This is a genomic window from Mycolicibacterium sp. MU0050, assembly GCF_963378085.1.
Lineage (GTDB): Bacteria > Actinomycetota > Actinomycetes > Mycobacteriales > Mycobacteriaceae > Mycobacterium > Mycobacterium wendilense.
The window spans coordinates 2,797,417-2,818,473 of record NZ_OY726395.1; the positions used below are offsets into that span (position 1 = coordinate 2,797,417).

Genomic DNA, 21,057 nt, shown 5'->3' on the forward strand with positions numbered 1-21,057 from the left:
CCGGTGCCGCCGGCGCGCCTCGGCCACCGGCGACCTCGGCGCCCCGGCACGCCAATCTGAACCGGTTGGTAAGGTTATGCAATCAGGAGCTCGTCGGTGTCGGAAGGTTGGTGGATCGCAGATGCGGGAAGTGATGGTCGTCGGGGTGGGCATGACATCCTTTGGCAAACATCGGGACCGAGGCCTGGCCGGCCTCGCCACGGAGGCACTCGAGGAGGCACTGACCGACGCCGGCCTGCGCGACGGGGAGCAGTCGGTCGGAATGGCCTACTTCAGCAACGTGCTGGCCGGCGTCCTGGTGGGCCAGGAGTCCAACCGGGGCCAGCACGCGCTGCGCGACTCCGCCCTGCGCGGCGTCCCCCTGATCAACGTCGAGAACGCGTGCGCCTCCGGCGCGACCGCACTCAACCAGGCCTGGCTGTCCGTGGCCTCCGGCCAGGTCGACGTTGCCGTGGCGGTGGGAGCAGAGAAGCTGCACATCGCGGACAAATCCAAGGCGCTGGGCGCCCTGACCACCGCGCTGGACCAGGAACGGCTGGACGAGATCCAGGCCGAACTCGGTGGCGCCGGCTCCGGTTCGGTGTTCATGGACATCTACGCGCGCTTCGCCACCTGGTACATGGAGCGCACCGGAGCCACTCGCGAGGACTTCGCCCGAGTCGCCGTCAAGAACTCGCAGCACGGCGCGGCGAATCCCAAGGCGCAGTATGGCGGCGGGTTGACCTTGTCGGATGTGCTGACCGGACGGCCGGTCAGCGGACCGCTGACCGTGCCGATGTGCGCGCCGATGAGCGATGGCGCCGCGGCGGTGGTGGTTGCCGGCCGCGATGTCGCACGACGGCGTCCGGCGGCGCCGGTTCGCATCCTGGCCAGCATCGTCGGGTCCGGCCGCCCGGGGGTCTACGGCGAACTGGTGCCCGGCGTCGCCCGGCGCGCCTTCGACGCCGCCGGCATCGAGCCGGACGACGTCGACGTCGTCGAGTGCCACGACGCCGCGGCACCGGCCGAGCTGATCGTGCTCGAAGAACTGGGCCTGTGCGCACCCGGCGGCGCCCTCGATCTGCTGCGTACGGGCCAGACCCGGATCGGCGGCCGGCTACCGGTGAATCCGAGCGGCGGGCTGCAATCGAAGGGGCACCCACTGGGGGCGACCGGCCTGGCTCAGATCGTCGAGCTCACCGAGCAGCTGCGCGGCACAGCGGGCGATCGACAAGTGGCGGGCGCCCGAATCGCGCTCGCCGAGAACGCAGGCGGCTACCTCGGCCCGGATGCCGCCGCGGCCACCGTGACGATCCTGGGCAGATAGCCCAAAGCATCCCGGCGCACTCGGTCGGCGGGGTAAACTCCACTTTTATTCTAACTAACTGGTAAGGTTTTGAATTGAGCGCAGAGGCTAGAGGGGACGGTGCTGTGGTCGGCCAACTCGCGGGTCAGGTTGCGATCGTGATGGGGGCCGGTCGCGGCATCGGAGCCGCCATCGCCCAACGGTTTTCGCGCGAAGGCGCCACGGTGGTGGTGGCCGACGTTTCCGAGCGCGCCGCGAACGCCTGCGCCGACAGGATCGGGTCCTCGGCCCAACCGGTGCGCTGCGACGTCGCGGACGAGGACGACGTCGCGGCCGCCCTCGCCGCCGCGGTCGCCCGGACCGGCGGCCTCGACATCGTGATCAACAACGCCGCGTTGGGTTCGTCGACACCCATGGCCGACACGTCCCGCGCCGAATGGGACCGAGTGCTCGGCATCACCCTCAACGGCACCTTCCACACCATCAAGCACGCCGTCCCCCATCTGCGCCGCAGGGGCGGAGGCGCGATCGTCAACATCTCCTCGATCGCGGGCCGCCACGCCATGCCCTCGATGGCGGCCTACAGCGCGGCCAAGGCCGGCGTCGACGCACTGACCCGCACCGCAGCGGTGGAACTGCGCGCGGACAACATCAGGGTCAACGCCATCGTGCCGGGCATGATCCGCACGACCGCCGCCATCGGAGCCTCTGCAGCGCTGTCCGGCGCGCTCGGGATGCCGGTCGAAGACTTCATCACCCGTCGCCAACAGCGCTGGGGGGAGCCGGACGAAGTCGCTGCGGTGGCAACCCATCTCGCCGGGCCCGACGCCTCGTTCACCACCGGGATGTTCTATCTGCTCGACAACGCCTCGTCGTTGTTGCCCTGACCGACGCACCCATCACCACCCAGGAGGAACCACCACGATGCCTACCACGGCCGACAACACGTTCGTCGAATCACTGCGGGCGTTCGCCCAGAAGGAATGCGGCTCCGCCGAGCAGCGCAGGAAGCTCCGCGGCGACGGTTCCCTCACCCACAATCCGGAGCTGTACGCCAAGCTCGCCGACTTGGGCTGGATCGGAGCCTCGATACCGGTCGCGTACGGCGGCGGTGGCGGCAAGCCCAGCGACGCGTGCCGACTCGTCGAGGAGATGGCCTACGGGCAGGCACCGTTGTTCGGCCTGGGCGTGAGCCTGGTCAGCGCCACCATGGTCGAACGATTCGGCACCGAGGCGCAGAAGGCGGACATCCTCGGCGGCGTGTGCCGCGGGGATGTCCTCGCCACCGCGATCAGCGAACCGGGTGCCGGGTCGGACCCCGGTTCGATGATCTGCCGCGCCGAACGGCGGGGCGACTCGTACGTCATCAACGGCCAGAAGACCTGGATCTCGTGTGCGCACATCGCCACCCGCATCCTGGTGATGTGCCGGACCGACACCAGCGGGGACAAGCACGACGGCATCACGATGTTCGACGTGCCGGCCGATGCCGCCGGGCTGACCATCCGCACCATCCCGAGTCTGGGCGGTGACGAGGTCAACGATGTCTTCTTCGACGATGTCGTCGTGGGCGCCGACCGCGTGATCGGCACCGAAGGCCGCGCCTGGCACCAGATCATGCGTGGCCTCAACACCGACCGGCTGATGTGTGGGGCGATGTTCCTCGGCCGCGCCCGACGCACCTTCGAGGATTCCGTCGAATACCTGCGGCAGCGCGAGCAGTTCGGGCGTCCCATCGGCAGCTTCCAGGCGCTGCGGCACCGGATCGCGGATCTGGCGACAGAACTCGAATGCTGTCGGCTGCTCGTCGACGACCTGGCGCGGAAACTCGACGACGACCCGGACCGACAAGTTCCGCGGGAGGCATCGATGGTCAAACTCAAGGTCACCGAAACCGCCAAACGCCTTGCCGTCGAGGGCATGCAGTTCCTGGGCGGCGCCGGCTACACCCTCGACCACGATATGGAACGCCACCTGCGCGAGAGCATCATCGGCACCGTCTACGCCGGCACCAGTGAGGTACAGCGCGAGATCATCGGAAGGTCCTACGGGCTGTGAACACCGCTACCCCCGCCCCCCAGATTCGTTACGAACAACCGAGCCCGGGCGTCGCCCGAATCGTGCTGGCCCGCCCCGACAAACGCAACGCGCAGGACCGCGCGATGCTGCATGAACTCGACGACGCCTACCTGCGGGCCGTCGGAGACGACTCCGTCCGGGTCATCATCCTCGCCGCGGATGGGCCGGACTTCTCGGCCGGTCACGATCTGCGCGTCGACACTGCCTACGACATGACCGACGTCAGGCCGCGCACCCTCACCGGTGGATTCGCCGCGCCGGGCGCCGAGGGTTGGTACGCCACCGAGGCCGAACTGTTTCTCGGCCTGTGTCTGCGCTGGCGCGACATTCCCCGCCCCACCATCGCCCAGGTACACGGCCGGGTGATCGGCGGCGGGCTGGAACTGATCTGGCCATGCGACCTGATCATCGCCGCCGACGACACGGTCTTCCACGACCCGATCAGCGCCTTCGGCTGCGCGGTCGCCGAATACTTCGTTCACCCTTGGGAACTCGGGCATCGCCGGGCCAAGGAGATGCTGTTCACCGGCGAACCCATCGACGCGTTCGACGCCGAGGCACTGGGCATGGTCAACCGCGTGGTGCCCAAAGCCGATCTCGAGGCCGAGACGCTGGCGCTCGCCGAACGCATCGCCGACCGCCCCAGCTTCGGTCTGCGGTTGGCCAAGCGCGCCGTCAACAACGCGCTCGATCTGCAGGGGCAGCGAGCGGCGGTGGAATGGGCCTTCGATGCCCACCATCTGGCGCATTCGCACAACCGCGAGCGCTACGACAACCTCGTCGACCCCGCCGGCGCGGACCTGATCCGCGCCGAGGCCCGCAGCCGCCGGACCCGGCCCCGGGCCGCCTATCTGACCAACCCGACGGCGAACGCCGATCCAATCGAGGAGGACCACGTGCAACGGCAATACACGACGATCGTCGAGGGCGGCGACTACTTCGAGGGTGCGCGCTGGCGGGACGGCCGCTGGTACGTGTCCGACGCGTTGAAGGGAGTGGTCTGCGCCTTCGACGAATCCGGGCAGCGCGAGGATCTGATGCACGTCGACGCGCTATGTTCGGGCCTGGGCTGGCTGCCGGACGGCACCCTGCTGGTGGTGTCCATGAAGGATCGGACCTTGCTCGCGCGCAGTGCCGATGGCGCAGTTCGCCGGCATGCGGATCTCTCCGGGTTGTCCCCGAACTGGATCAACGACATGTACGTCGACTCGGTGGGCCGCGCCTGGGTGGGCACGATCGGGTTCGCGATCCACGAGGGCGAGACACCCCGCCCCGGCGAGCTGTTCCGGGTGGATCCGGACGGGACCGCGACCGTGGCCGCGACCGACCTGTGGTGCCCCAACGGCGTCGTCGTCACCTCCGACGGCAGCACCCTGATCGTCGCAGAGTCCTTCGCCGCCAGGCTCACGGCATTCTCCATCGGAGCGGACGGCAGCCTCGGAGATCGACGTGTCTTCGCCCAATTCGGACCGGCACCGGAACTGGCCGGGCCCGCGGAGATGATCGCGGCCACCGAGCTCGCCCCCGACGGGATGACGATCGATTCGCAAGACCACGTGTGGGTCGCCGATGCGAATCATCAACGTTGCGTAAGGGTCTCCCCCACCGGTGCCGTCGTCGACGAGGTCGCCCACCCCGACGGCGTCAACGTCTACACCTGCGCTCTGGGCGGGGCCGACGGCCGCCAACTGCTGCTGGCCGCGGCCGACGGATTCTTCGAGGCCATTCAGGGTGTGGGTGGAACCGCAGCGTTGCTGTCCACGCCCGTCGATGTTCCCGCCTGACCCGAGCCCGACAGGACTATTGATGACCAACACCGAAACCTCCCACCAGGGTGCCGACTCCGAAGTTCGCTACGAAGTTCGTCACGGCGCCGCCTGGATCACGCTCAACCGGCCCGCGGCCCGCAACGCGCTCTCGCACGGGTTGCTCAATGGGATCAGCGCCGGACTCACCACAGCCGCCGCCGATCCCGCCGTCCGCGCCGTCGTGATCGGCGCAGCCGGTAGCGCATTCTGCGCCGGCGCCGACCTCAAGCGAGTCGGCGCGATGGACGATCACGACAACGTGGTGGGCTTCCTGAAAGCAGCTGCGGCACTGTTCGATCAGGTTGCCGAGCATCCGCAGCCGGTCATTGCCGCGGTGCAGGGCATCGCGGTCGCCGGCGGATTGGAACTGGTGCTCGCCTGCGATCTCGTGGTCGCCACCACCGACGCGGTCTTCAGCGACGGCCATGCCCGCTACGGGCTGTTCCCCGCCGCCGGCGGCGCCACCCGGCTCCCCCGGAAGATCGGCGCCAACCGGGCCAAACAACTACTGTTCACCGCGGAAAGCTGGACCGCGCAACGGATGTACGAGGCCGGCCTGGTCACCGAGGTGGTCCCCGCCGACGGGTTGGTGGACTGTGTCGCCGCCATCGTCGGACGGATCTCTCGACACAGTCCACTGGGCATCACCGGGATGAAACGCCTCGTCGACGACGGTTCCGACCGGCCGTTGGCCGATGCGCTCGCGCTGGAATTGGCAGCGTGCACCGAGTACGCGAAGAGTGCCGACTTCGCCGAAGGGTTGCGCGCCTTCGGCGAGCGCCGCGAGCCGAAGTTCGTCGGGGCGTAGCGCATGAAGATCGAGAACAAGGTCGTGATGGTCGTCGGCGGTGCGTCGGGGCTCGGCCGCGCGGTGTGCGCCGAGTTCGCCGCGGCCGGTGGTCGCGTCGCGGTGGTCGACCGGGACGGCGAGGCGGCGCGGCATGTCGCCGGGACCCTGCCCGATGCCCTGGCAGTGCAGGCGGACATCACCGCCGCTGCCCCGATGGAGCAGTCCCTGGACGCGGTGTTGGAGGCATTCGGGGCTTTGCACATCAACGTCAACACAGCCGGGGTGGTGACCGCAGCCAAGCTGGTGTCCAGAGGCCGGGCGGCCGAACTGGACGCATTCGAGCGCACCGTGGGCGTCAACCTGATCGGAACGTTCAACGCGATGCGCGTGAGCGCGGCCGCGATGCTGCGTAACGAACCAGAGAACGGTGAGCGCGGCGTGATCGTCAACACCGCCTCCGGTGCGGCCTTCGAGGGGCAGAGTGGGCAGGCGGCCTACAGCGCGAGCAAGGCGGGCGTCGTCGGCCTCACGCTGCCGGTCGCCCGCGACCTGGCGGGCACCGGCATCCGGATCAACGCCGTCGCTCCCGGCCTGTTCGACACCCCGATGTCGGCCGGGTTGCCCGATCCCGTCCGCGCCGGCCTGCTGGAATCGGTGTTGGAACCGAAACGCCTCGGCCGACCGAACGAATTCGCCCGGCTGGTGCGCCACCTGGTGGAGAACGAGTATCTCAACGGCGAATGCGTTCGCCTCGACGCGGCGACACGCCTGTTACCCCGATGAGCAACCCGGCCACTACAGTTATCTTTACCGACAGGGATGGAATGCGCCCCTGCGCAGCGGGAGGGAGGCCGGATGGCACGCCGACGCGTCACCTCCGTGCAGGAGTTGGTCAACGCTGCGGCGCGGGTGTTCGAACGGGTCGGTTATGTCGATGCGACCATCGCGGACATCGCCGCGGAGGCCGGGGTCAGCAAGCCCACCGTGTACCAGTACGTCGATTCCAAACGCTGGCTACTGGAGACCATCGTCGAGCAGGTCATCTACCCGCTCCGACACAACATCGAGCAGATTCTCACCAGCGATGACCCCGCCCGAGACAAGCTGGTCGCGTTCATCCGCGTGCACGTCGAATCGGCAGTCACGTATCGGACGTACTACGCAGTCCTCACCGCCGACCAGCATCAACTCTCGCCGCAGGCGTTGCGCAACTACCTGTCCTGGGCGCGGGACGTCAACCATGCCACCGAGAAGCTGCTGCACGAATGTATCGAAGCCGGCGTCATCCGCGACGATCTGGACATCGGCACCTCGGCGCACCTGCTCAACGGGATGCTGTCGTCGATTGCCCGCTGGTTCCACAGTGCCGGGCGCCTCACCGCCGATGATCTCGTGGACCAGGTGCTCGGCATGCTCAGCGGTTACATCATCGCCCCAGCCTGATCACAGCCCGAAGCCCGGGCAATCTGACCAACAAGTAACCATTCGTGTGCAGTCGGTTGCCCGAGCCGGGCACTGCTGCGCGCGCGCTTCACATCGAATTCCGCCCGCGAGTAGCAGTCAGGAGACCTGCCGTGACGACCCCCGCTGAGGTACTACGCCGAAACGCGACGACAGCGGCCGACAAGGCCGCCGTCCGCTTCGAGGGCCGGACCCAAAGCCACGGTGAACTATACGACCGAGCCAAGCGCCTCGCGAATGCGCTACGCGCGCAAGGGATCACCAAAGGCGACCGGGTCGCGGTGGCCGCGGACAATTGCTTCGAGACGATGGAGATCGTCGCCGGGTTGACGTTGGGCGGGTACGTCCGTTGCCCGCTCTACACCCACGACGGGCCGGAGCGGCACCGCTATCTGCTCGAACTCACCGAACCCACCGCGATCATCCTGCAGGACAAGTACTTCGATGCGCTGGCGCCGGTACTGGCCGAGTTCCCGGCCACGCGCGCCGTCGTGGTCCTGGGCGGCGAAGCCGCTGCACCCGCCCTGGATTACGCAACCATGATGAGCGCCGCGAGCGACGCCGAGCCCGACGTCGAGATCTCGCTCGATGACGCGCACCAGATCCGGTTCTCCGCGGGCACCACCGGCTTACCCAAGGGCATCCTCCACACTCTCGGAGCGTGGATGGCCGCGGGCGACGAGGTCCTCGCCGACGTGTCACCGCCGCTGTCCGACCGGGATTGCTATCTGGCGGCGAGTCCGCTGACGCACGCGGCCACCGTCCCGGTATGGCCGATCCTCGCCGCGGGCGGAACCATCGTGGTGATGCCCAACTTCGACGCGGGTAGGTTCCTGCAGTTGGTGGCCGAAGAGCGCGTCACGGTGACGTTGCTGGTAGCCACCATGGTGCAGATGATCACCACCCACCCAGAGGCCACGGCGCATGACCTTTCCAGCCTGCGGGCGATCTTCTATGGCGCATCGCCGATTCCCGAAACCACTCTGATCGCCGCATTGCGGCTGTGGGGCAACGTGATGTACCAGAGTTATGGGCAGAGCGAGGCCATCCCGGTGGCGGCCTTGCTGCCCGAACATCACGTCGTCGACGGGACACCCGAAGAGCGCCGGCGCCTGCGTTCGGCGGGCAAGGCCACACCGAATTCCGGGATCCGGATCGTCGACGAGGACGACAACATCCTGCCGCCCGGTGAGGTGGGCGAGATCGTCGTTCGTTCCCCCGGGCGGATGAAGGAGATCTGGCGTGCTCCAGATGTCACCGCACAGCGCCTGACCGAGGACGGCTGGGTGCGCACCCGGGACATGGGTTGGCTCGACGAGGATCAGTTCCTCTACCTGGCCGACCGCAAGGAGGACCTGATCATCTCCGGCGGCTACAACATCTGGCCGGCCGAACTGGAGAACGCCCTGGCCGAACATCCCGCCGTCCGGGAGGCGGCCGTGGTCGGCATTCCGCACGAGAAATGGGTGGAGACCCCGCACGCCGACGTGGTCCTCGAAGACGGCTGGGCCGGTACCGTTTCCGCGCAGGACCTGATCGAGTGGACCCGGGAGCGGCTGGGTTCGGTCAAGAAGATCACCAGCGTCGAGTTCGTCGAGTTGCTGCCGAGGACCCCTATCGGCAAGGTGCTGCGCCGCGAGATCCGCGACCGGTACCGCTGAACCCCAACGAATTCGGTGCCCCGGATGGCCATGAGGCGATCCGGGGCACCGAACTCATTTGCGGTGCGCTCGTCACAGCGCTCAGGGCATGAGCATGTTCTGCCAGGTGCGCTCCCCGTTGGGAGCCGGGGCCAGATTGCTCTGGGTGAAGGTCTTCCCGTCGGGCCCCACGTAGGTTCCGGTGGCGGGATCGTACTCGGCGAACGCCACCGGCGGAGCCGGGGCCGCCCGGCCCGCCGGGGAGGGCGTCAGCTGCGGAATATCCTGGCCGGACAGCGTCGCGTTGGGGTCCCCCTTCCAGTTGAACCCGTCGTTGAGCGGCACGTATTCTTCGTCGCTCTCACACATCTGCCACGTCGGGGCCCGCTTGCCCGGGCGCGTGACGCACGGGGTGTTACGGGCACCGCGCACGTTGAACCCCGAATCCTGGGGCGTGCGGCAGTACAGGTCGCCGGCGGGCCGGTCCGGGTAGTCCTCCAGTGATGGCACCCGCTGCTGGCGTGCCGGCAGGAAACCCGTGGTGCAGGGTGGTGGCAGGTTCACGTTCAGGTTGAAGCTCAGGAAGGCACCCGCGTAGTCCTGCTCGGTGTTTCGGTTGGCCACCCCGATCGCCTGCATGGCGGCCGCGCCCTGCGGTAGCAGGACCAGCAACTGTTCGATGCTGTCGCGGTAGGTGACCGCGACCTCGCCGACAGTGACCAGGTTCGCCAGCACGATCGGTAGCGTCGGCTGGACCCGGTCGAACAGTTGCCGCGCCTCGCCCAGCGCCGGCCCCCCGTCGTGCAAGATCCCCTGCAGCTCGGCGTCGGTGCCGCGGAGCTGCTCGGTGACGCCGGCCAGGTTGGCCGCCCAGGACCGCACCGCGTCGGAGGTCTCGGTCTGCGTATTCAGCACTGGCGCAGCGTGATCCAGTAGTGCCGTCCAGGCGTCCAGGTTCTCCTCGGCGTCGATGGCGACCGCGGCCGACCCCTTGACCAGGCGGGAGATTTCGGGCCCCAGCCCACCCACCGCAAGGTATGCCTCGTCGACCAGCGTCTTGAGGTTGTCCTGCGGCACCGCCGCCAACCCCACGTTGGTGGCGTCCAGCAGTGCGTTGATGTCCGGCGGCACCGACGTGCGCTCGGCGCTGATCACGTCACCGTCCTTCAGCTGCGGTCCCCCGTCGCTGCGGGGCAACAGGGTGATGAACTGTTCGCCGACCGCGGTCTGGCTGTGCACCTCGGCATCGAGGTCTGCCGGAATCCTGGTGCTCGAGTCCAGTTGCAACTCTGCCCGGACCCCGCCGCCGGGGGCGAGGCTGACCGACGTCACCTCGCCGACCGCGGTCCCGCGGTAGGTCACGTTTGCGCGTTCGTAGAGCCCCGCCGCCTGCGCCAGTTCGACGGTGACACGGTATTTTCCGATCCCGAACAGCAGACTGGGCAGTTTGATGTAGACCAGCATCAGCGAGGCGAAGGCCAGCGTCGATACCGTCCCGACGATCGCCAGCTGCGTCCAGATCCTTCTGCTTATGCGCATGTCAGCGGCCCTGGTCCAGTCGGTAGGGAACGATCAGTGGATTGCCGGCCGTGTAAGGGCTCGGCAGTTGTCCGATGGTGCGGCCCCATTGCAGCTCCAATTGGGTCAGGTCGCCCTCCCAGCGAGTGCCGGTGAAGAACGACGAGTCCAGCCGACTCAGCGTGAGGTCGATCACCGCGCTGAGGTTCGAGTAGTCGCCCCGTTGCCACTTGGTGATCGTCTCCTTCGGCCACGGGAAGGTCGAGTAGAAGCTCAGCGACCGGGTCAACGACGGGCCCGCGTCCGCCAGCGATTTCAGCACGGGGCCGAGCTGCTTGAGTTCCTTGACCAGGTTCTCCTTGGTCAGATCCACCGAGTCACCGGCCAATTCGCTGAACCGCCCCAGTTGATCCAGCGCATCGGTCAGGGTGTCGCGCTGATCCCGCAGCACCGTCAGCGCCTCCGGCAGCGTGCGCAGCGCGGTGTCGACGACGGGGCGCTGCTCGGCCACCAGACCCACGAGGGAATTGAGACTGTCGACGGCGCCGATGATCTCCTCCGTCTGATTCTCGCCGTGCTCGATGAACAGATCGACCTGTTCGATGAGGCTGCGCAGGTCGTCCTCCCGGCCCGCGAAGGCGGTGCTCAGGGTCTGGGTGATGTCGTGGAGGTTGCCGATCCCGCCCTGGTTGAGCAGCAGCGAGACCGCGGCCAGCGCCTGCTCGGTGGACGGGTAGCGACTCCCCGACGCCAGCGGAATCAACGCCCCGTCCTGCAACCGCCCCGTGGGTGGCACGTCGGTGGGCGGCGCCAGCTCGATGTGCAACGAGCCGAGCAAGCTGGTTTGGCCCACGGCCGCAGTGGCGTTGGCCGGTAGCTCGACGTCCCCGTTGAGTCGCATCGTCACCAGCGCGTGCCAGTCCTGCAGCTCGATCTTCGTGACGTTGCCGACGGTGACGTCGCCGACCCGCACCCGAGAATTCCGCTCGATGTTGTCGACGTCGGGTAGCTGGGCCCGTACGGTGTAGGCCCCCGGCCCGCCTCCTTCGGTCCCGGGCAAGGGCAAGGTGTTGGCGCCCTGCCAGTCCGCACAGCCGGACGCCGCGAGCCCGATCGTCACCGCCAGCGTCGCGGTCATCGTCGATCGCCTCATGATCCACCCCCGGGCGGCAACATCAGGGACGCCAGCCCGGATACCGGCTGCTCCGTTGGCATTTCGGCGCCGTTCGGCGGCGCCTCGGCCGACGCGCCCGGCGGAATGTAGTCCGGCCGTAGCCAGTCCTCGCTGTAGGTCAGCTCGTTGGGGCGCGCCGCGGCCCCGACGAACAGGTTCTCGCCGATCGGCGGGAAGTTGTACTGGCGGTTCTTCACGATCGGTGCCAGGTACTGGGCGCAGAGTTTCGCCGACTGCTCGGCACCCAACCGCGAGGCCGCTTGAACGGCGCCACAGATGAATCCGATGGGGTCGGCGAAGTTGGTGATGACCAGTCCGCTGGACATGGTTGCCTGCGCCGGTTGATAGATGTTCAAGAAGTTCTGGAACACATTGGGTGTCAGATGCAGGGTCTGTTTGATGTCGTCGAGGCTGTCATGCAGGGCCTGACTGACCGAGGCGAGTTTGTCGGTGGTGGTGCCGAGCGTCTCGCGGTTGTCCGCGACGAACTCGCCGACGTCGGCCACCACCGAGTTGACGTTGCGAACCGCCTGGGCCACCTCGTCCGGGTCGTTGGCGAGGAGCCCGGTGACCGACGCGATGTTCTGGTTGAGGTACCGCATCAGGTCCGTGCTGTTACTCAACGCCGACACCAGGATCGACAGGCTCTCGACAGTGGAGAAGATGTCATCGCTGTGGTCGCCGAGCATCGAGAACGCCTGCGCCAGTTGCACGACGGCGTCACGGATGTTGGCACCCTCACCACGCACGTTGTTCGCCGCGGTGTTGATGTAGGCGCCCAGGGTGCTCACTCCCCCGGCCTCGGTGGGTTGCAGTGTCTCGGTGAGGCGTTCGAGTTGCTCACGGAAGTCGTCCCACTCCACCGGGACCGCGGTCCGATCCTCGGTGATGACCGCGCCATCTGCGAGCAGCGGACCGCCGGTGTAGGCGGGCGTCAGCTGGATGGCGCGGGCGGTCACCAACGACGGCGACAGGATCACCGCCTTCGCGTCGGCGGGCACCTGGTACCTGTCCGGATAGGAGAACCGGATCTTGACCCGGGTCGGCTGCGCTTCGATGGACTCGATCCTGCCCACGGGGACACCGAGGATGCGAACCTCGTCACCGACGAAGATGCCGTTGCTGTTGGCGAAGTAGGCCTCGACGGTGATGCGCCGCAAGCCGTCCCCGGACCACGCGGTGAACAGCGCGGCAACCAGCACCGCGACCAGGACGACTGCGGTACCCAGCCGGTACTTGGTAGATGTGGTCACGGTGTCTCCTTCCCTGACGGTGCTACCTCATCGGGTGCCGGCACGAGGACCGGGCTCGGCGTGGGTTGCGGGCTCGACGCCAGCTCCGGTGCAGCTTCGGCAGGCGGGCCGGGAGGTGGCCCGCCGGGTGCGGGCGCCGGCGGCGGTTCGCGATAGGGGTACCGCGGATCACCCGGATTACCGGTGATCGCGTCGGGAAGCGTCATCTTCGGCTCCCCGCCCTGGCCGGTGCGGGGGTAGGGCACCGGCAACGCGGGGGTGGCGGGCTGCCCCGTCGGCGGATCCGTGCGCTCTGAGGGCAACAGCACGCTCGGGTCCAACCCGAGATCCGAGAACGCGGCGTCAACGAACGGCTGCACGAACTGCCCGGGCAGCAAGTTGGCGATATAGGCCGAGAAGAACGGCGCGGTGGACACCGATTCACCCAGCGACATCGCGTAGGAGTTGAGCCGCTTGATCGACTCCTGCACATCCTCTTTGCGGTTGTCGACGATTGCCAGCACGCCGTTGAGCTTCTCCAGCGCCGGCCGCAGGGTCTGCCGGTTCTCGGTGATGAAGCCGTCGATCTGCTCGGCCACCGCCGCGATGCTTCCGGAGATGCGATCCAGCGCCTGGCTCTGCGCGCGCAGCGCCACCAGCAGCGCGTTGCTGTCGGCGATCAGGTCGACCACCTCGCCGGTGCGTTCCGCCAACACCGTGGTCGCCTTGTTGGCGTTGCGCAACAGGTTACGGAGTTGGTCGTCGCGCTTGTTGAGCACTTCGGCGAACCGCGACACCCCCTCGACGGCGATCTTGAGGTCCGGCGGCGAATCCTGGAAGGTCTGCGCCAGCACCCGCAACGAATCTGAGAGCTGATCGGTGTCCAGTCCGCTGATCGCGGTGGTGAGGTCACCGAGCGCCTCGGGCAGGTCATACGGTGCGCGGGTGCGCTCCAACGGGATGGGGCCGTCGAGGGGCTCGTCGCCGCGCGGCGTGATCTCGAGGACCTTGGCGCCGAGGATGGTCTGGGTTTTGATGGCTGCTTCGGTGCGGTCGCCGAGCTGAACGTCGGGGGCGACGCGGAATCGCACCCACACCCGGGGCCCGTCCAGTTCGATCGCCGATACCGAGCCGATCTTGAGCCCGGACACCTGGACATCGGCACCAGCGGTGATGCCACCGGCCTCGCTGAAGTAGCCCGAGTAGTCATTGCCCTGGTTGAAGAACGGCAGCTTGTCGTACTGCAGCGCGCCGACGGCGAGCGCTGCGATCGCGATGATGCCAACGGTGCCGACCGCCAACGGGTTTCGTCTCAGCGATGGTTTCATTTCGGCGCACACCTCCCGGTGCTCTGGCCGGCGACCTTGACGAAGACCGGTTGGCCACCTTTGCCGTTCAATTTCAGGACGATGTCGCACAAATAGAAGCTGAAGAAGTCGCCATACAAGCCCTGACGCCCCAGCGCCTGGTACGCCTCGGGCAGCGTGTCCAGCAGCTCGTCGACGTACTCGTGGTCGGCAACAACCAACCCGGCGGTGCGGTCCGTCTCCGCGACCACCGTCTGCAACGGGGGCCGGGCCTGCCGGAGCAGATCCGCAATGGAGCCGGCCGCGGAGTCTGCGTGCCCGACCGCCGCACTGATGTCGGACTTGCGGGCTGCCAAGCCGTCGACGAGTTCGGCCAACGCCGCAACGCCTTGGTCGAATTTCTCGCTCTGATCGCCGAACGCCCCGAGCACCGAATGCAGGTTCGCGATGACCTGTCCGATGAGTTCGTCGCGGTCCGCCAGCGTGTTCGTCAGCGCGGCGGTGTGTGACAACAGGGAGTTGATCGTGGTGCCCTGCCCCTGGAACGCGTGGATCAGCTGCCCGCTCAGGGCGTTGACCTGATCGGGATCCAAGGCCCGGAACAGCGGGCGGAATCCCCCGACCAGCGCGTCGAGATCCAGGGCCGGTGCGGTCTGCGCCAGCGGGATCGTGGCACCCGGCGCCAACTGCCCGGTGCCGCCCGGCCCTTCTTCCAGGCCCAGATACCGTCCGCCGATCAGGTCGTCGTACCGGATGACCGCACGGCTGCCTTCGGTCAGTACCACCGCGTCGCTGGCCGTGAATTGCACGGTCAGCGTGGAATCCGGCTGCAAGGTAATGGCTTTCACCTTGCCCACCTCGACGCCGGCGACCCGCACGAAGTCACCGGCCGCCAGCCCGGTGACGTTGCTGAACTCGGCGGAATAGTGCTTTTCCTCCACGAAACGCAACTCGGCGAACACGGCGAACATGGCGAACAGCGCGATCAGGCAGATCGACAGGAACACGGCGAGACGCCAAACTATCTGGCGCATATCTACTCTCATCGCAGCGACGATTCCTTCACTGGGGTGCCGGCGGGTTGAACGGTTCGCTCCCGGGCGGAGGCGGGCCCGGCTCCCGGGGCTGCCCGGGTGGCGGCGCCGGCGGCAGGCCCGGCCACAGCGGGGTGCCGTCGGGGGCGTACAGCTGTGCGCCGTAGGCCGGGGCGCCCGGGTAGGGAATGGGGCCCGGCGCGGGGGGCCCGTGGTAGCGGATGCTCGGCGGTTCGGGAACACCGCGCGTCGTCGGGAAGTAGTTGGCGTATCCGGGGATCCCGATCCCGGGATTGGGCCGGATGTCGAGCCCGGTACCCCAGCCGGTGTTGGTGACCAGCTGACGATGCGGGAAGTTGTTGTCGACGATGGGCAACGATCCGCAACCCGGTTGCCCGCCCGGACCGCCCTTGGCACCCACGATCGGGAGATGTTGCGGATAGCGGTAAGGATCGTCGCCGAGCAGCAGCGCGACGTCGGTGGAGATGGACTTTCCGTTGATCCCCCCGGTGACGTCGTAGCCACCGTTCTCCAGGAACCAGTGTCCGCCCACCAGCATGCAGGTCAGTTGGGGGTCGTACTTGTGCACCAGTCGGGTGGTGGGTTCGAGCACGTTGACCGCGTTGACCAGGTTGTCCTTGTTGGGGCCGACCAGTTCGGCACCGCTGCGCGACATTCCGGCCAGATTCACCAGCAGGTTGTCGAGCGCAGCGGCGTTGTCACTGATGGTCGTCGAGGTGGTACTCGACGCATCCAGCACACGGAGGATGTCCGCCGCCGCGGCGCTGTAGGTGTCGCTGAAGCCTTCGACCGCGCGCCAATCCTCGCGGATGGTCTCGCTGAGCGGATTGAGTTCCAGCAGCACGTTGTTGGCGGCGGTCGTCGCGCGCCCCAAGGTAGCTCCCTGCCCCCGCAGGCCTTCCGCCACCGCGGACAGCACGCCGTTGAGCTTGACCGGGTCGACTTGCTTGAGCACGTCGGTGAGGTTCTGGAACACCGTGTTGACCTCGGTGCTGACGTTCTGGGCCGGGATCACCGCACCAGCACCCAGCGGGTGGCCGGCCGGATCGTCCGGATACACCAGGTCGACGTACTTGGCACCGAAGGCGGTGGTCGCCTTGATCTGTGCGGTCACGTTGGCGGGGATGAATTCCGCCTGCCGAGGATCGATATCCAGTCTGAGCTCGACCGGTTGTGCGCCGCCCTCGACGGCGCTGACCGTGCCAATCTGGATCCCGGACATCTTCACCTTGGCGCCGGACTCGAGTACCAGACCCGAGCGGTCCGAGGTGACGGTGACCGACATCCGCGGGGTGAAGGAACGGGTGAACAGCGCCCAGGTCCCGACAATCATGCCGAGGATGACTGCGAAGAGGACCAAGGTCCACCACGCTGGGTGTAGTGCTCGATCATGTCGTGATTCCATGGGCTACCCCGCGAGGTTGAAGTTGCCGGATTCGCCGTAGATGGCCAGGGAGACAAGCAGTGTCACGAAAGCCGAGACCACCAGCGATGCGCGCACCGCCCGGCCCACGGCCTCCCCCACCCCGGCGGGACCGCCGGAAGCGGTGAAGCCGTAGTAGGTGTGGACCAACATCACCACCACCGCGATGCTGATGGCCTGGATGAACGACCAGATCAGATCGACGGGGTTGAGGAAGGTGTTGAAATAGTGGTCGTAGACGCCGGTGGATTGACCGTAGAAGACCGTGGTGCCGACGCGGGCGGCGACGAAGGCCACCTGGACGGCGATGCAGTACAGCGGAATCACCACGAGCACACCGGCCAACACCCGGGTGGAGGCCAGATAGGCGATGGACCGGATCCCCATCACCTCAAGGGCGTCGATCTCCTCGTTGATGCGCATTGCGCCGAGTTGTGCGGTGGCACCGGCACCGACGGTGGCGGCCAACCCGATACCCGCCACCAGCGGTGAGGTGATCCGGACGTTGAGAAAGGCCGAAGTGAAGCCGGCCAGGGCCTCCACCCCGACGTCTGCCAACTGGTTATAGGCCTGCACGGCGATCCACGCACCGGCCGACAAGGTCAGGAACCCGACGATGACGAGCGTGCCGCCGATGATCGCCAGCGCCCCGATGCCGAGGCTCATCTGCGCGACCAGGCGCAGCAGTTCGACCTTGTAGTTGGTCAACGCATCCCCGACACCCCGGATCGTGAGCCCGTAGAACTGCGTTTGCAACCCCAACCGGTTCCAGCCCTGCACCCAGCCGGACACCGTCCGACGAGCCCTGGGGAACTGGGCGCTCGGCCCCGCTGCGGGCCCTGCGGTGGGGGTGGTCGCGGTGGACGTCATAGCGTCACCTTCACCGCGACGGCGGTCGCCACCACGTTGATGACGAACAGCGACATGAAGGAGTACACCACCGTTTCGTTGACGGCGTTCCCGACGCCTGCCGGACCGCCGCCGACCGAGATGCCCTTGTAGCAGGCGATCAGTGCGGCGGCCAGACCGAAGATCGAGGCCTTGACCAGGCACACGATGACCTCCGGAAGCCCGATCAACAGCGTCATTCCGGCGACGAAGGCACCCGGAGTGACATTCTGGACGTACACCGAGAAGAGAAAGCCTCCGAAGATTCCCACGATGGTGACCACCGAGGCCAACAAGAACGAAACAAGGGTTGCAGCAAGGACTCTCGGAACCACCAATGCTTGTATCGGATCGATGCCGAGCACCCGCATCGCATCGAGTTCCTCCCGGATGGTGCGGGATCCGAGGTCTGCGCACATCGCGGTGGCGCCGGCGCCGGCGATCACCAGCACCGTCACGATCGGGCCGATCTGGGTGACCGCGCCGAGCGCCGCCCCGGTTCCCGAGAAGTCGGCGGCTCCGATCTCGACGAACAAGATGTTGAGGGTAAAGACGGTCAACACCGTGAACGGCAGGGCGAGCATTATGGTCGGCAGAATGGAAACCCTTGCCACAAACCAGGTTTGAGCCAGAAACTCACGCCACGCGAACGGCGGCCTGAAGATCAACCGCAGCGTGTCGGCCGACATCAGGAAGAAGTCGCCGACGGCCCGGACCGGCCTGGCGGCTGCTTGCGCAACACTCACAGCTGAACCACATCCCCTCCCAGCAGCCAGTATCGAATGTCGAGATTTCCGCGCTCCGCTGCACACCGCAGGTCGACCACGTGCTTCCCGCCTTTCAGAGGCACTTTACCGGCCAGCCGGTAAAGTAGATCGAACGTAAGCTGTGTCACATCGCATGTCAAGGGCCGCTTTCCCGGTTCGGAAAATCCACCCGCTTCGAACAAGAGCCCGCCACTCGACCGCCACATGCGCTCGCAATTACTTAACCAGTTGGTAAGGATAAATGCGGACAGTAGCGACCGAATGATCCACTGTCAAGGATTGGTCAACCCAGCCCCGCGGCCGTCATGGCGACCCACAGCGCATGCACGCACCCGCGGCCCGGCCAGCGGCCTATTGCGTTAAACCACGCCATGCGGCCGTAACAGCATGAAGCGCCACGGCTTTCACCCGCCGGCCACCGGCGGGCACAGGTGGGCTGCGCGGCGGCGCCCAGTCGAGCCACCGGGCGCCCGAGGACCACCGTCGCCACCGCGGCGCCATTCCTGACCAATCGGTATCGTTACTGTACCGCCGGTTGGTTGATCCCGGGCGCTGTTCGCGCAGTTCTGCTAAGCGCCCGGACCTTCCAGAATCGTCACCGCGCACACCGCGTTGTCGTTGCCGATCACGCCGCCGCCGTTCTCGGCCAACCCGAATCGAGCGTCGCCGACCGCGTTGCCGCCGGCTTCCCCGCGCAGCTGGATCGAGATCTCGTTGATCATCATCAAACCGGTGGCACCGATCGGATGCCCACGCGAGACCAAGCCGCCGGACGCATTCACCGGTAGCTCACCGCCGATGGCGGTAGCTCCGGAGGCGGTGAACTCCCCGCCTTTACCGCGTTCGCAGAACCCGAGATCTTCGAGGATATGGATCTCGGCGAACGAGCTCGCATCGTGCAGCTCGACCAGGTCGATGTCCGCGGGCGTCAGCCCGGCGGTCCGGAAGGCCCGGCGCCCGGCGATCACCGGCGCTCGATCGTCCTCCCACGTCGTGTCGAACACCCCGCAGGCGACCTCGCTGGCACGCACGCGGACGGCCCGGTCCCGCACCTCGGGCGGGCAGCTGTCGAGGTAGGACTGCGAGCAGATCAGGGCCGCCGCCGCGCCGTCTCCGATCGGGGCGCACATCGCCCGGGTCAGCGGATCGCTGACCATCCGGTCCTCGAGCACCTGCTGGACCGTCAACGGAAACTGGTACTGGGCACGCGGATTGTGCACCGAGTTGGAATGGTTCTTGGCCGCGGCGATGGCGAACTGTTCGGCGGTGCTGCCGTAGGCCCGCATGTGGGTGTGTGCCCACATGCCGTAGAGGTCCATCGCCAGACCTCGATCCGGGGCGGTTTCGAATTTCATGCCGTTGGCCGCTGCGGTGCGCTGGTAGAGGTCGCGCCACGACTGGGGATCCAACCAATCAAGGGCACCTTCCATGCCACGCAGGGCGGCCCTCGGGTTGTCCGGGTCGACCATCTTCTCCACGCCGATGGCCAGCGCCACCTCGCTGTGTCCGGACTGCACCTCGCGCAGTGCGTTGTTGAAGGCCTGAGACCCCGCAGCGCAACCGCCCTCGACGTTGGTGATCGGTGTGCCGCGCGGGAACAGGCCCTCGTTGACCAGCGGGGTGAAGCACAACTGCCCCTTGAGATAGGGCTGGCCCTGGTTCTCCATCAGCATGTTGGAGAACCACGCCGCGCCGATCACGTCGGTGTTCTCCAGTCGCGCATCGGCGAGGACCCCCAGGTAGGCCTCGCGGGTCAGGTCCTTGGGGCCCTTGTCGGGAAACTTGCCGACGTTGGTGGCATAAACCCCGAGTATGTAGGCGTTCATCTCGCTATCGTCCTTCGAAAACAGGTACCCGCTTCTCGGTGAAAGCGGTCAGTCCCTCGTGGAAATCCTTGCTGTTCATATGGTTCCGCAGCAACAGCATCTCGTGGCGCAGGCCCGAATCCTCGTCGTGGTCCCATGCTGCGTTGGCAACCTCCTTCATCGCCTGCAGCACCAGCGGGCTCTTGTCGGCGATCTTGGTGCAGTACTGCTCGACGGTGGCCCGCAACTGGTCATCGGGCACCACCTCGTGCACCATGCCCCAGTCGCGCATCGTCGCCGCCGAGACCGGTTCGCCGCTGAAGAGCAACGCTTTTGCGCGTTGCGTGCCGATCCGTCGAGGCAACACGGCGGCGCCGCCACCTGCCGGAAGCAGCCCATAGATGGCGTGCCCGTCGGCGAAGGTGGCGCTCTCCGCGGCGAAGAGCACATCGCAGAACAACAGCAACTCGAATCCGCCGGCCACCGCCGGTCCGTTGACGGCGGCGATCACCGGCTTGGGGCAGTTGCGCAGCGCGGTGAAGGCGGGCACGCTGCTGGCCACGCCGTCCGGTCCGTCGTTGCCTTCGCCCTGCAGTTCGCCGAGCACGAACTTGAGGTCACCCCCGGCGCAGAAGGCGCGCCCGGCCCCCGTGATCGCGATGACCCGGACCTCCGGGTCCGCCGTCGCCGCCTCCAGCGCCTCACACAGCGCGTTGAGCAACTCGGTGTTGAGCGCATTGAGCACGTTCGGGCGGTTGAAGCACAGCCACTGCACCTTGCCCTGGCGGTAGGTTTCCAAAACTGTGGTCATGACGTTGATCAGCT

General features: G+C 67.1%; 18 protein-coding genes. 8 read left to right on the forward strand and 10 right to left on the reverse strand.

Going from position 1 to position 21,057, the window contains the following annotated elements; all coding sequences use genetic code 11:
- Positions 1–121 precede the first annotated feature (121 nt).
- The 8 genes from R2K23_RS13110 to R2K23_RS13145 all read left to right on the forward strand — a co-directional run bounded on the left by R2K23_RS13110 (position 122) and on the right by R2K23_RS13145 (position 9,084).
- A complete protein-coding gene (locus R2K23_RS13110) occupies positions 122–1,306 on the forward strand; it encodes a thiolase family protein (RefSeq protein ID WP_316510035.1) in 1,185 nt (394 codons plus the stop codon).
- A 74-nt stretch (positions 1,307–1,380) separates the two neighbouring features.
- On the forward strand, positions 1,381–2,172 hold the full coding sequence (locus tag R2K23_RS13115) for an SDR family NAD(P)-dependent oxidoreductase (RefSeq protein WP_316510036.1): 792 nt from the start codon (positions 1,381–1,383) through the stop codon (positions 2,170–2,172).
- Positions 2,173–2,209: 37 nt separating this feature from the next.
- Positions 2,210–3,343 carry an acyl-CoA dehydrogenase family protein gene (locus R2K23_RS13120; protein WP_316510037.1) on the forward strand — a complete coding sequence of 378 codons (1,134 nt, stop codon included), beginning with the start codon at positions 2,210–2,212 and terminating at the stop codon, positions 3,341–3,343.
- A complete protein-coding gene (locus R2K23_RS13125; protein WP_316510038.1) occupies positions 3,340–5,148 on the forward strand; it encodes an enoyl-CoA hydratase in 1,809 nt (602 codons plus the stop codon). Before R2K23_RS13120 ends, R2K23_RS13125 begins: the two co-directional genes overlap by 4 nt.
- A 22-nt stretch (positions 5,149–5,170) precedes the next feature.
- On the forward strand, positions 5,171–5,980 hold the full coding sequence (locus R2K23_RS13130) for an enoyl-CoA hydratase/isomerase family protein (protein ID WP_316510039.1): 810 nt from the start codon (positions 5,171–5,173) through the stop codon (positions 5,978–5,980).
- 3 nt (positions 5,981–5,983) lie between these two features.
- Positions 5,984–6,745, forward strand: a complete 762-nt coding sequence (locus R2K23_RS13135; RefSeq protein ID WP_316510040.1) for an SDR family NAD(P)-dependent oxidoreductase — start codon at positions 5,984–5,986, stop codon at positions 6,743–6,745.
- Between the two features lie 72 nt (positions 6,746–6,817).
- Positions 6,818–7,405: a TetR/AcrR family transcriptional regulator gene (locus tag R2K23_RS13140; RefSeq protein ID WP_316510041.1), complete on the forward strand. Its 588-nt coding sequence runs from the start codon at positions 6,818–6,820 to the stop codon at positions 7,403–7,405.
- A gap of 131 nt (positions 7,406–7,536) precedes the next feature.
- Complete coding sequence (locus R2K23_RS13145) at positions 7,537–9,084, forward strand: class I adenylate-forming enzyme family protein (RefSeq protein WP_316510042.1); 1,548 nt, start codon at positions 7,537–7,539, stop codon at positions 9,082–9,084.
- An 81-nt stretch (positions 9,085–9,165) separates the two neighbouring features.
- Here R2K23_RS13145 and R2K23_RS13150 read toward each other — a convergent pair whose 3' ends face one another.
- The 10 genes from R2K23_RS13150 to R2K23_RS13195 form a co-directional block, all read right to left on the reverse strand.
- The gene (locus tag R2K23_RS13150) at positions 9,166–10,602 is read right to left on the reverse strand and encodes an MlaD family protein (RefSeq protein ID WP_316510043.1); all 1,437 of its coding nucleotides are present in this window, start codon (positions 10,600–10,602) and stop codon (positions 9,166–9,168) included.
- A 1-nt stretch (position 10,603) separates the two neighbouring features.
- On the reverse strand, positions 10,604–11,719 hold the full coding sequence (locus R2K23_RS13155; RefSeq protein ID WP_316510044.1) for an MCE family protein: 1,116 nt from the start codon (positions 11,717–11,719) through the stop codon (positions 10,604–10,606).
- 11 nt (positions 11,720–11,730) lie between these two features.
- Positions 11,731–13,008, reverse strand: coding sequence for an MCE family protein (locus tag R2K23_RS13160; protein WP_316510045.1), 1,278 nt, complete (start codon positions 13,006–13,008; stop codon positions 11,731–11,733).
- On the reverse strand, positions 13,005–14,315 hold the full coding sequence (locus R2K23_RS13165) for an MCE family protein (protein ID WP_316510046.1): 1,311 nt from the start codon (positions 14,313–14,315) through the stop codon (positions 13,005–13,007). Before R2K23_RS13165 ends, R2K23_RS13160 begins: the two co-directional genes overlap by 4 nt.
- Positions 14,312–15,340 (reverse strand): MCE family protein, encoded by a 1,029-nt coding sequence (locus tag R2K23_RS13170; RefSeq protein WP_316510047.1) that lies wholly within the window; start codon positions 15,338–15,340, stop codon positions 14,312–14,314. The genes R2K23_RS13165 and R2K23_RS13170 overlap by 4 nt, the downstream gene beginning before the upstream one ends.
- Positions 15,341–15,356: 16 nt before the next feature.
- Positions 15,357–16,754: an MCE family protein gene (locus tag R2K23_RS13175; RefSeq protein ID WP_316510048.1), complete on the reverse strand. Its 1,398-nt coding sequence runs from the start codon at positions 16,752–16,754 to the stop codon at positions 15,357–15,359.
- A gap of 3 nt (positions 16,755–16,757) precedes the next feature.
- Positions 16,758–17,642, reverse strand: coding sequence for an ABC transporter permease (locus R2K23_RS13180; protein ID WP_316510049.1), 885 nt, complete (start codon positions 17,640–17,642; stop codon positions 16,758–16,760).
- Positions 17,639–18,406: an MlaE family ABC transporter permease gene (locus R2K23_RS13185; RefSeq protein ID WP_396891942.1), complete on the reverse strand. Its 768-nt coding sequence runs from the start codon at positions 18,404–18,406 to the stop codon at positions 17,639–17,641. The genes R2K23_RS13180 and R2K23_RS13185 overlap by 4 nt, the downstream gene beginning before the upstream one ends.
- A 590-nt stretch (positions 18,407–18,996) precedes the next feature.
- Positions 18,997–20,253, reverse strand: a complete 1,257-nt coding sequence (locus R2K23_RS13190; protein ID WP_316510050.1) for a thiolase family protein — start codon at positions 20,251–20,253, stop codon at positions 18,997–18,999.
- A 4-nt stretch (positions 20,254–20,257) separates the two neighbouring features.
- Positions 20,258–21,043: an enoyl-CoA hydratase/isomerase family protein gene (locus tag R2K23_RS13195; RefSeq protein ID WP_316510052.1), complete on the reverse strand. Its 786-nt coding sequence runs from the start codon at positions 21,041–21,043 to the stop codon at positions 20,258–20,260.
- Positions 21,044–21,057: the final 14 nt, after the last annotated feature.

What these genes read in the sequence shown, in the direction of transcription:
- R2K23_RS13110 (WP_316510035.1), top strand. Translation starts at nt 122, where the DNA reads ATGCGGGAAGTGATGGTCGTCGGGGTGGGCATGACATCCTTTGGCAAA.
- R2K23_RS13120 (WP_316510037.1), top strand. Translation starts at nt 2,210, where the DNA reads ATGCCTACCACGGCCGACAACACGTTCGTCGAATCACTGCGGGCGTTC.
- R2K23_RS13130 (WP_316510039.1), top strand. Translation starts at nt 5,171, where the DNA reads ATGACCAACACCGAAACCTCCCACCAGGGTGCCGACTCCGAAGTTCGC.
- R2K23_RS13135 (WP_316510040.1), top strand. Translation starts at nt 5,984, where the DNA reads ATGAAGATCGAGAACAAGGTCGTGATGGTCGTCGGCGGTGCGTCGGGG.
- R2K23_RS13140 (WP_316510041.1), top strand. Translation starts at nt 6,818, where the DNA reads ATGGCACGCCGACGCGTCACCTCCGTGCAGGAGTTGGTCAACGCTGCG.
- R2K23_RS13150 (WP_316510043.1), bottom strand. Translation starts at nt 10,602, where the DNA reads ATGCGCATAAGCAGAAGGATCTGGACGCAGCTGGCGATCGTCGGGACG.
- R2K23_RS13155 (WP_316510044.1), bottom strand. Translation starts at nt 11,719, where the DNA reads ATGACCGCGACGCTGGCGGTGACGATCGGGCTCGCGGCGTCCGGCTGT.
- R2K23_RS13165 (WP_316510046.1), bottom strand. Translation starts at nt 14,315, where the DNA reads ATGAAACCATCGCTGAGACGAAACCCGTTGGCGGTCGGCACCGTTGGC.
- R2K23_RS13170 (WP_316510047.1), bottom strand. Translation starts at nt 15,340, where the DNA reads ATGAGAGTAGATATGCGCCAGATAGTTTGGCGTCTCGCCGTGTTCCTG.
- R2K23_RS13175 (WP_316510048.1), bottom strand. Translation starts at nt 16,754, where the DNA reads ATGGAATCACGACATGATCGAGCACTACACCCAGCGTGGTGGACCTTG.
- R2K23_RS13180 (WP_316510049.1), bottom strand. Translation starts at nt 17,642, where the DNA reads ATGACGTCCACCGCGACCACCCCCACCGCAGGGCCCGCAGCGGGGCCG.
- R2K23_RS13190 (WP_316510050.1), bottom strand. Translation starts at nt 20,253, where the DNA reads ATGAACGCCTACATACTCGGGGTTTATGCCACCAACGTCGGCAAGTTT.
- R2K23_RS13195 (WP_316510052.1), bottom strand. Translation starts at nt 21,043, where the DNA reads ATGACCACAGTTTTGGAAACCTACCGCCAGGGCAAGGTGCAGTGGCTG.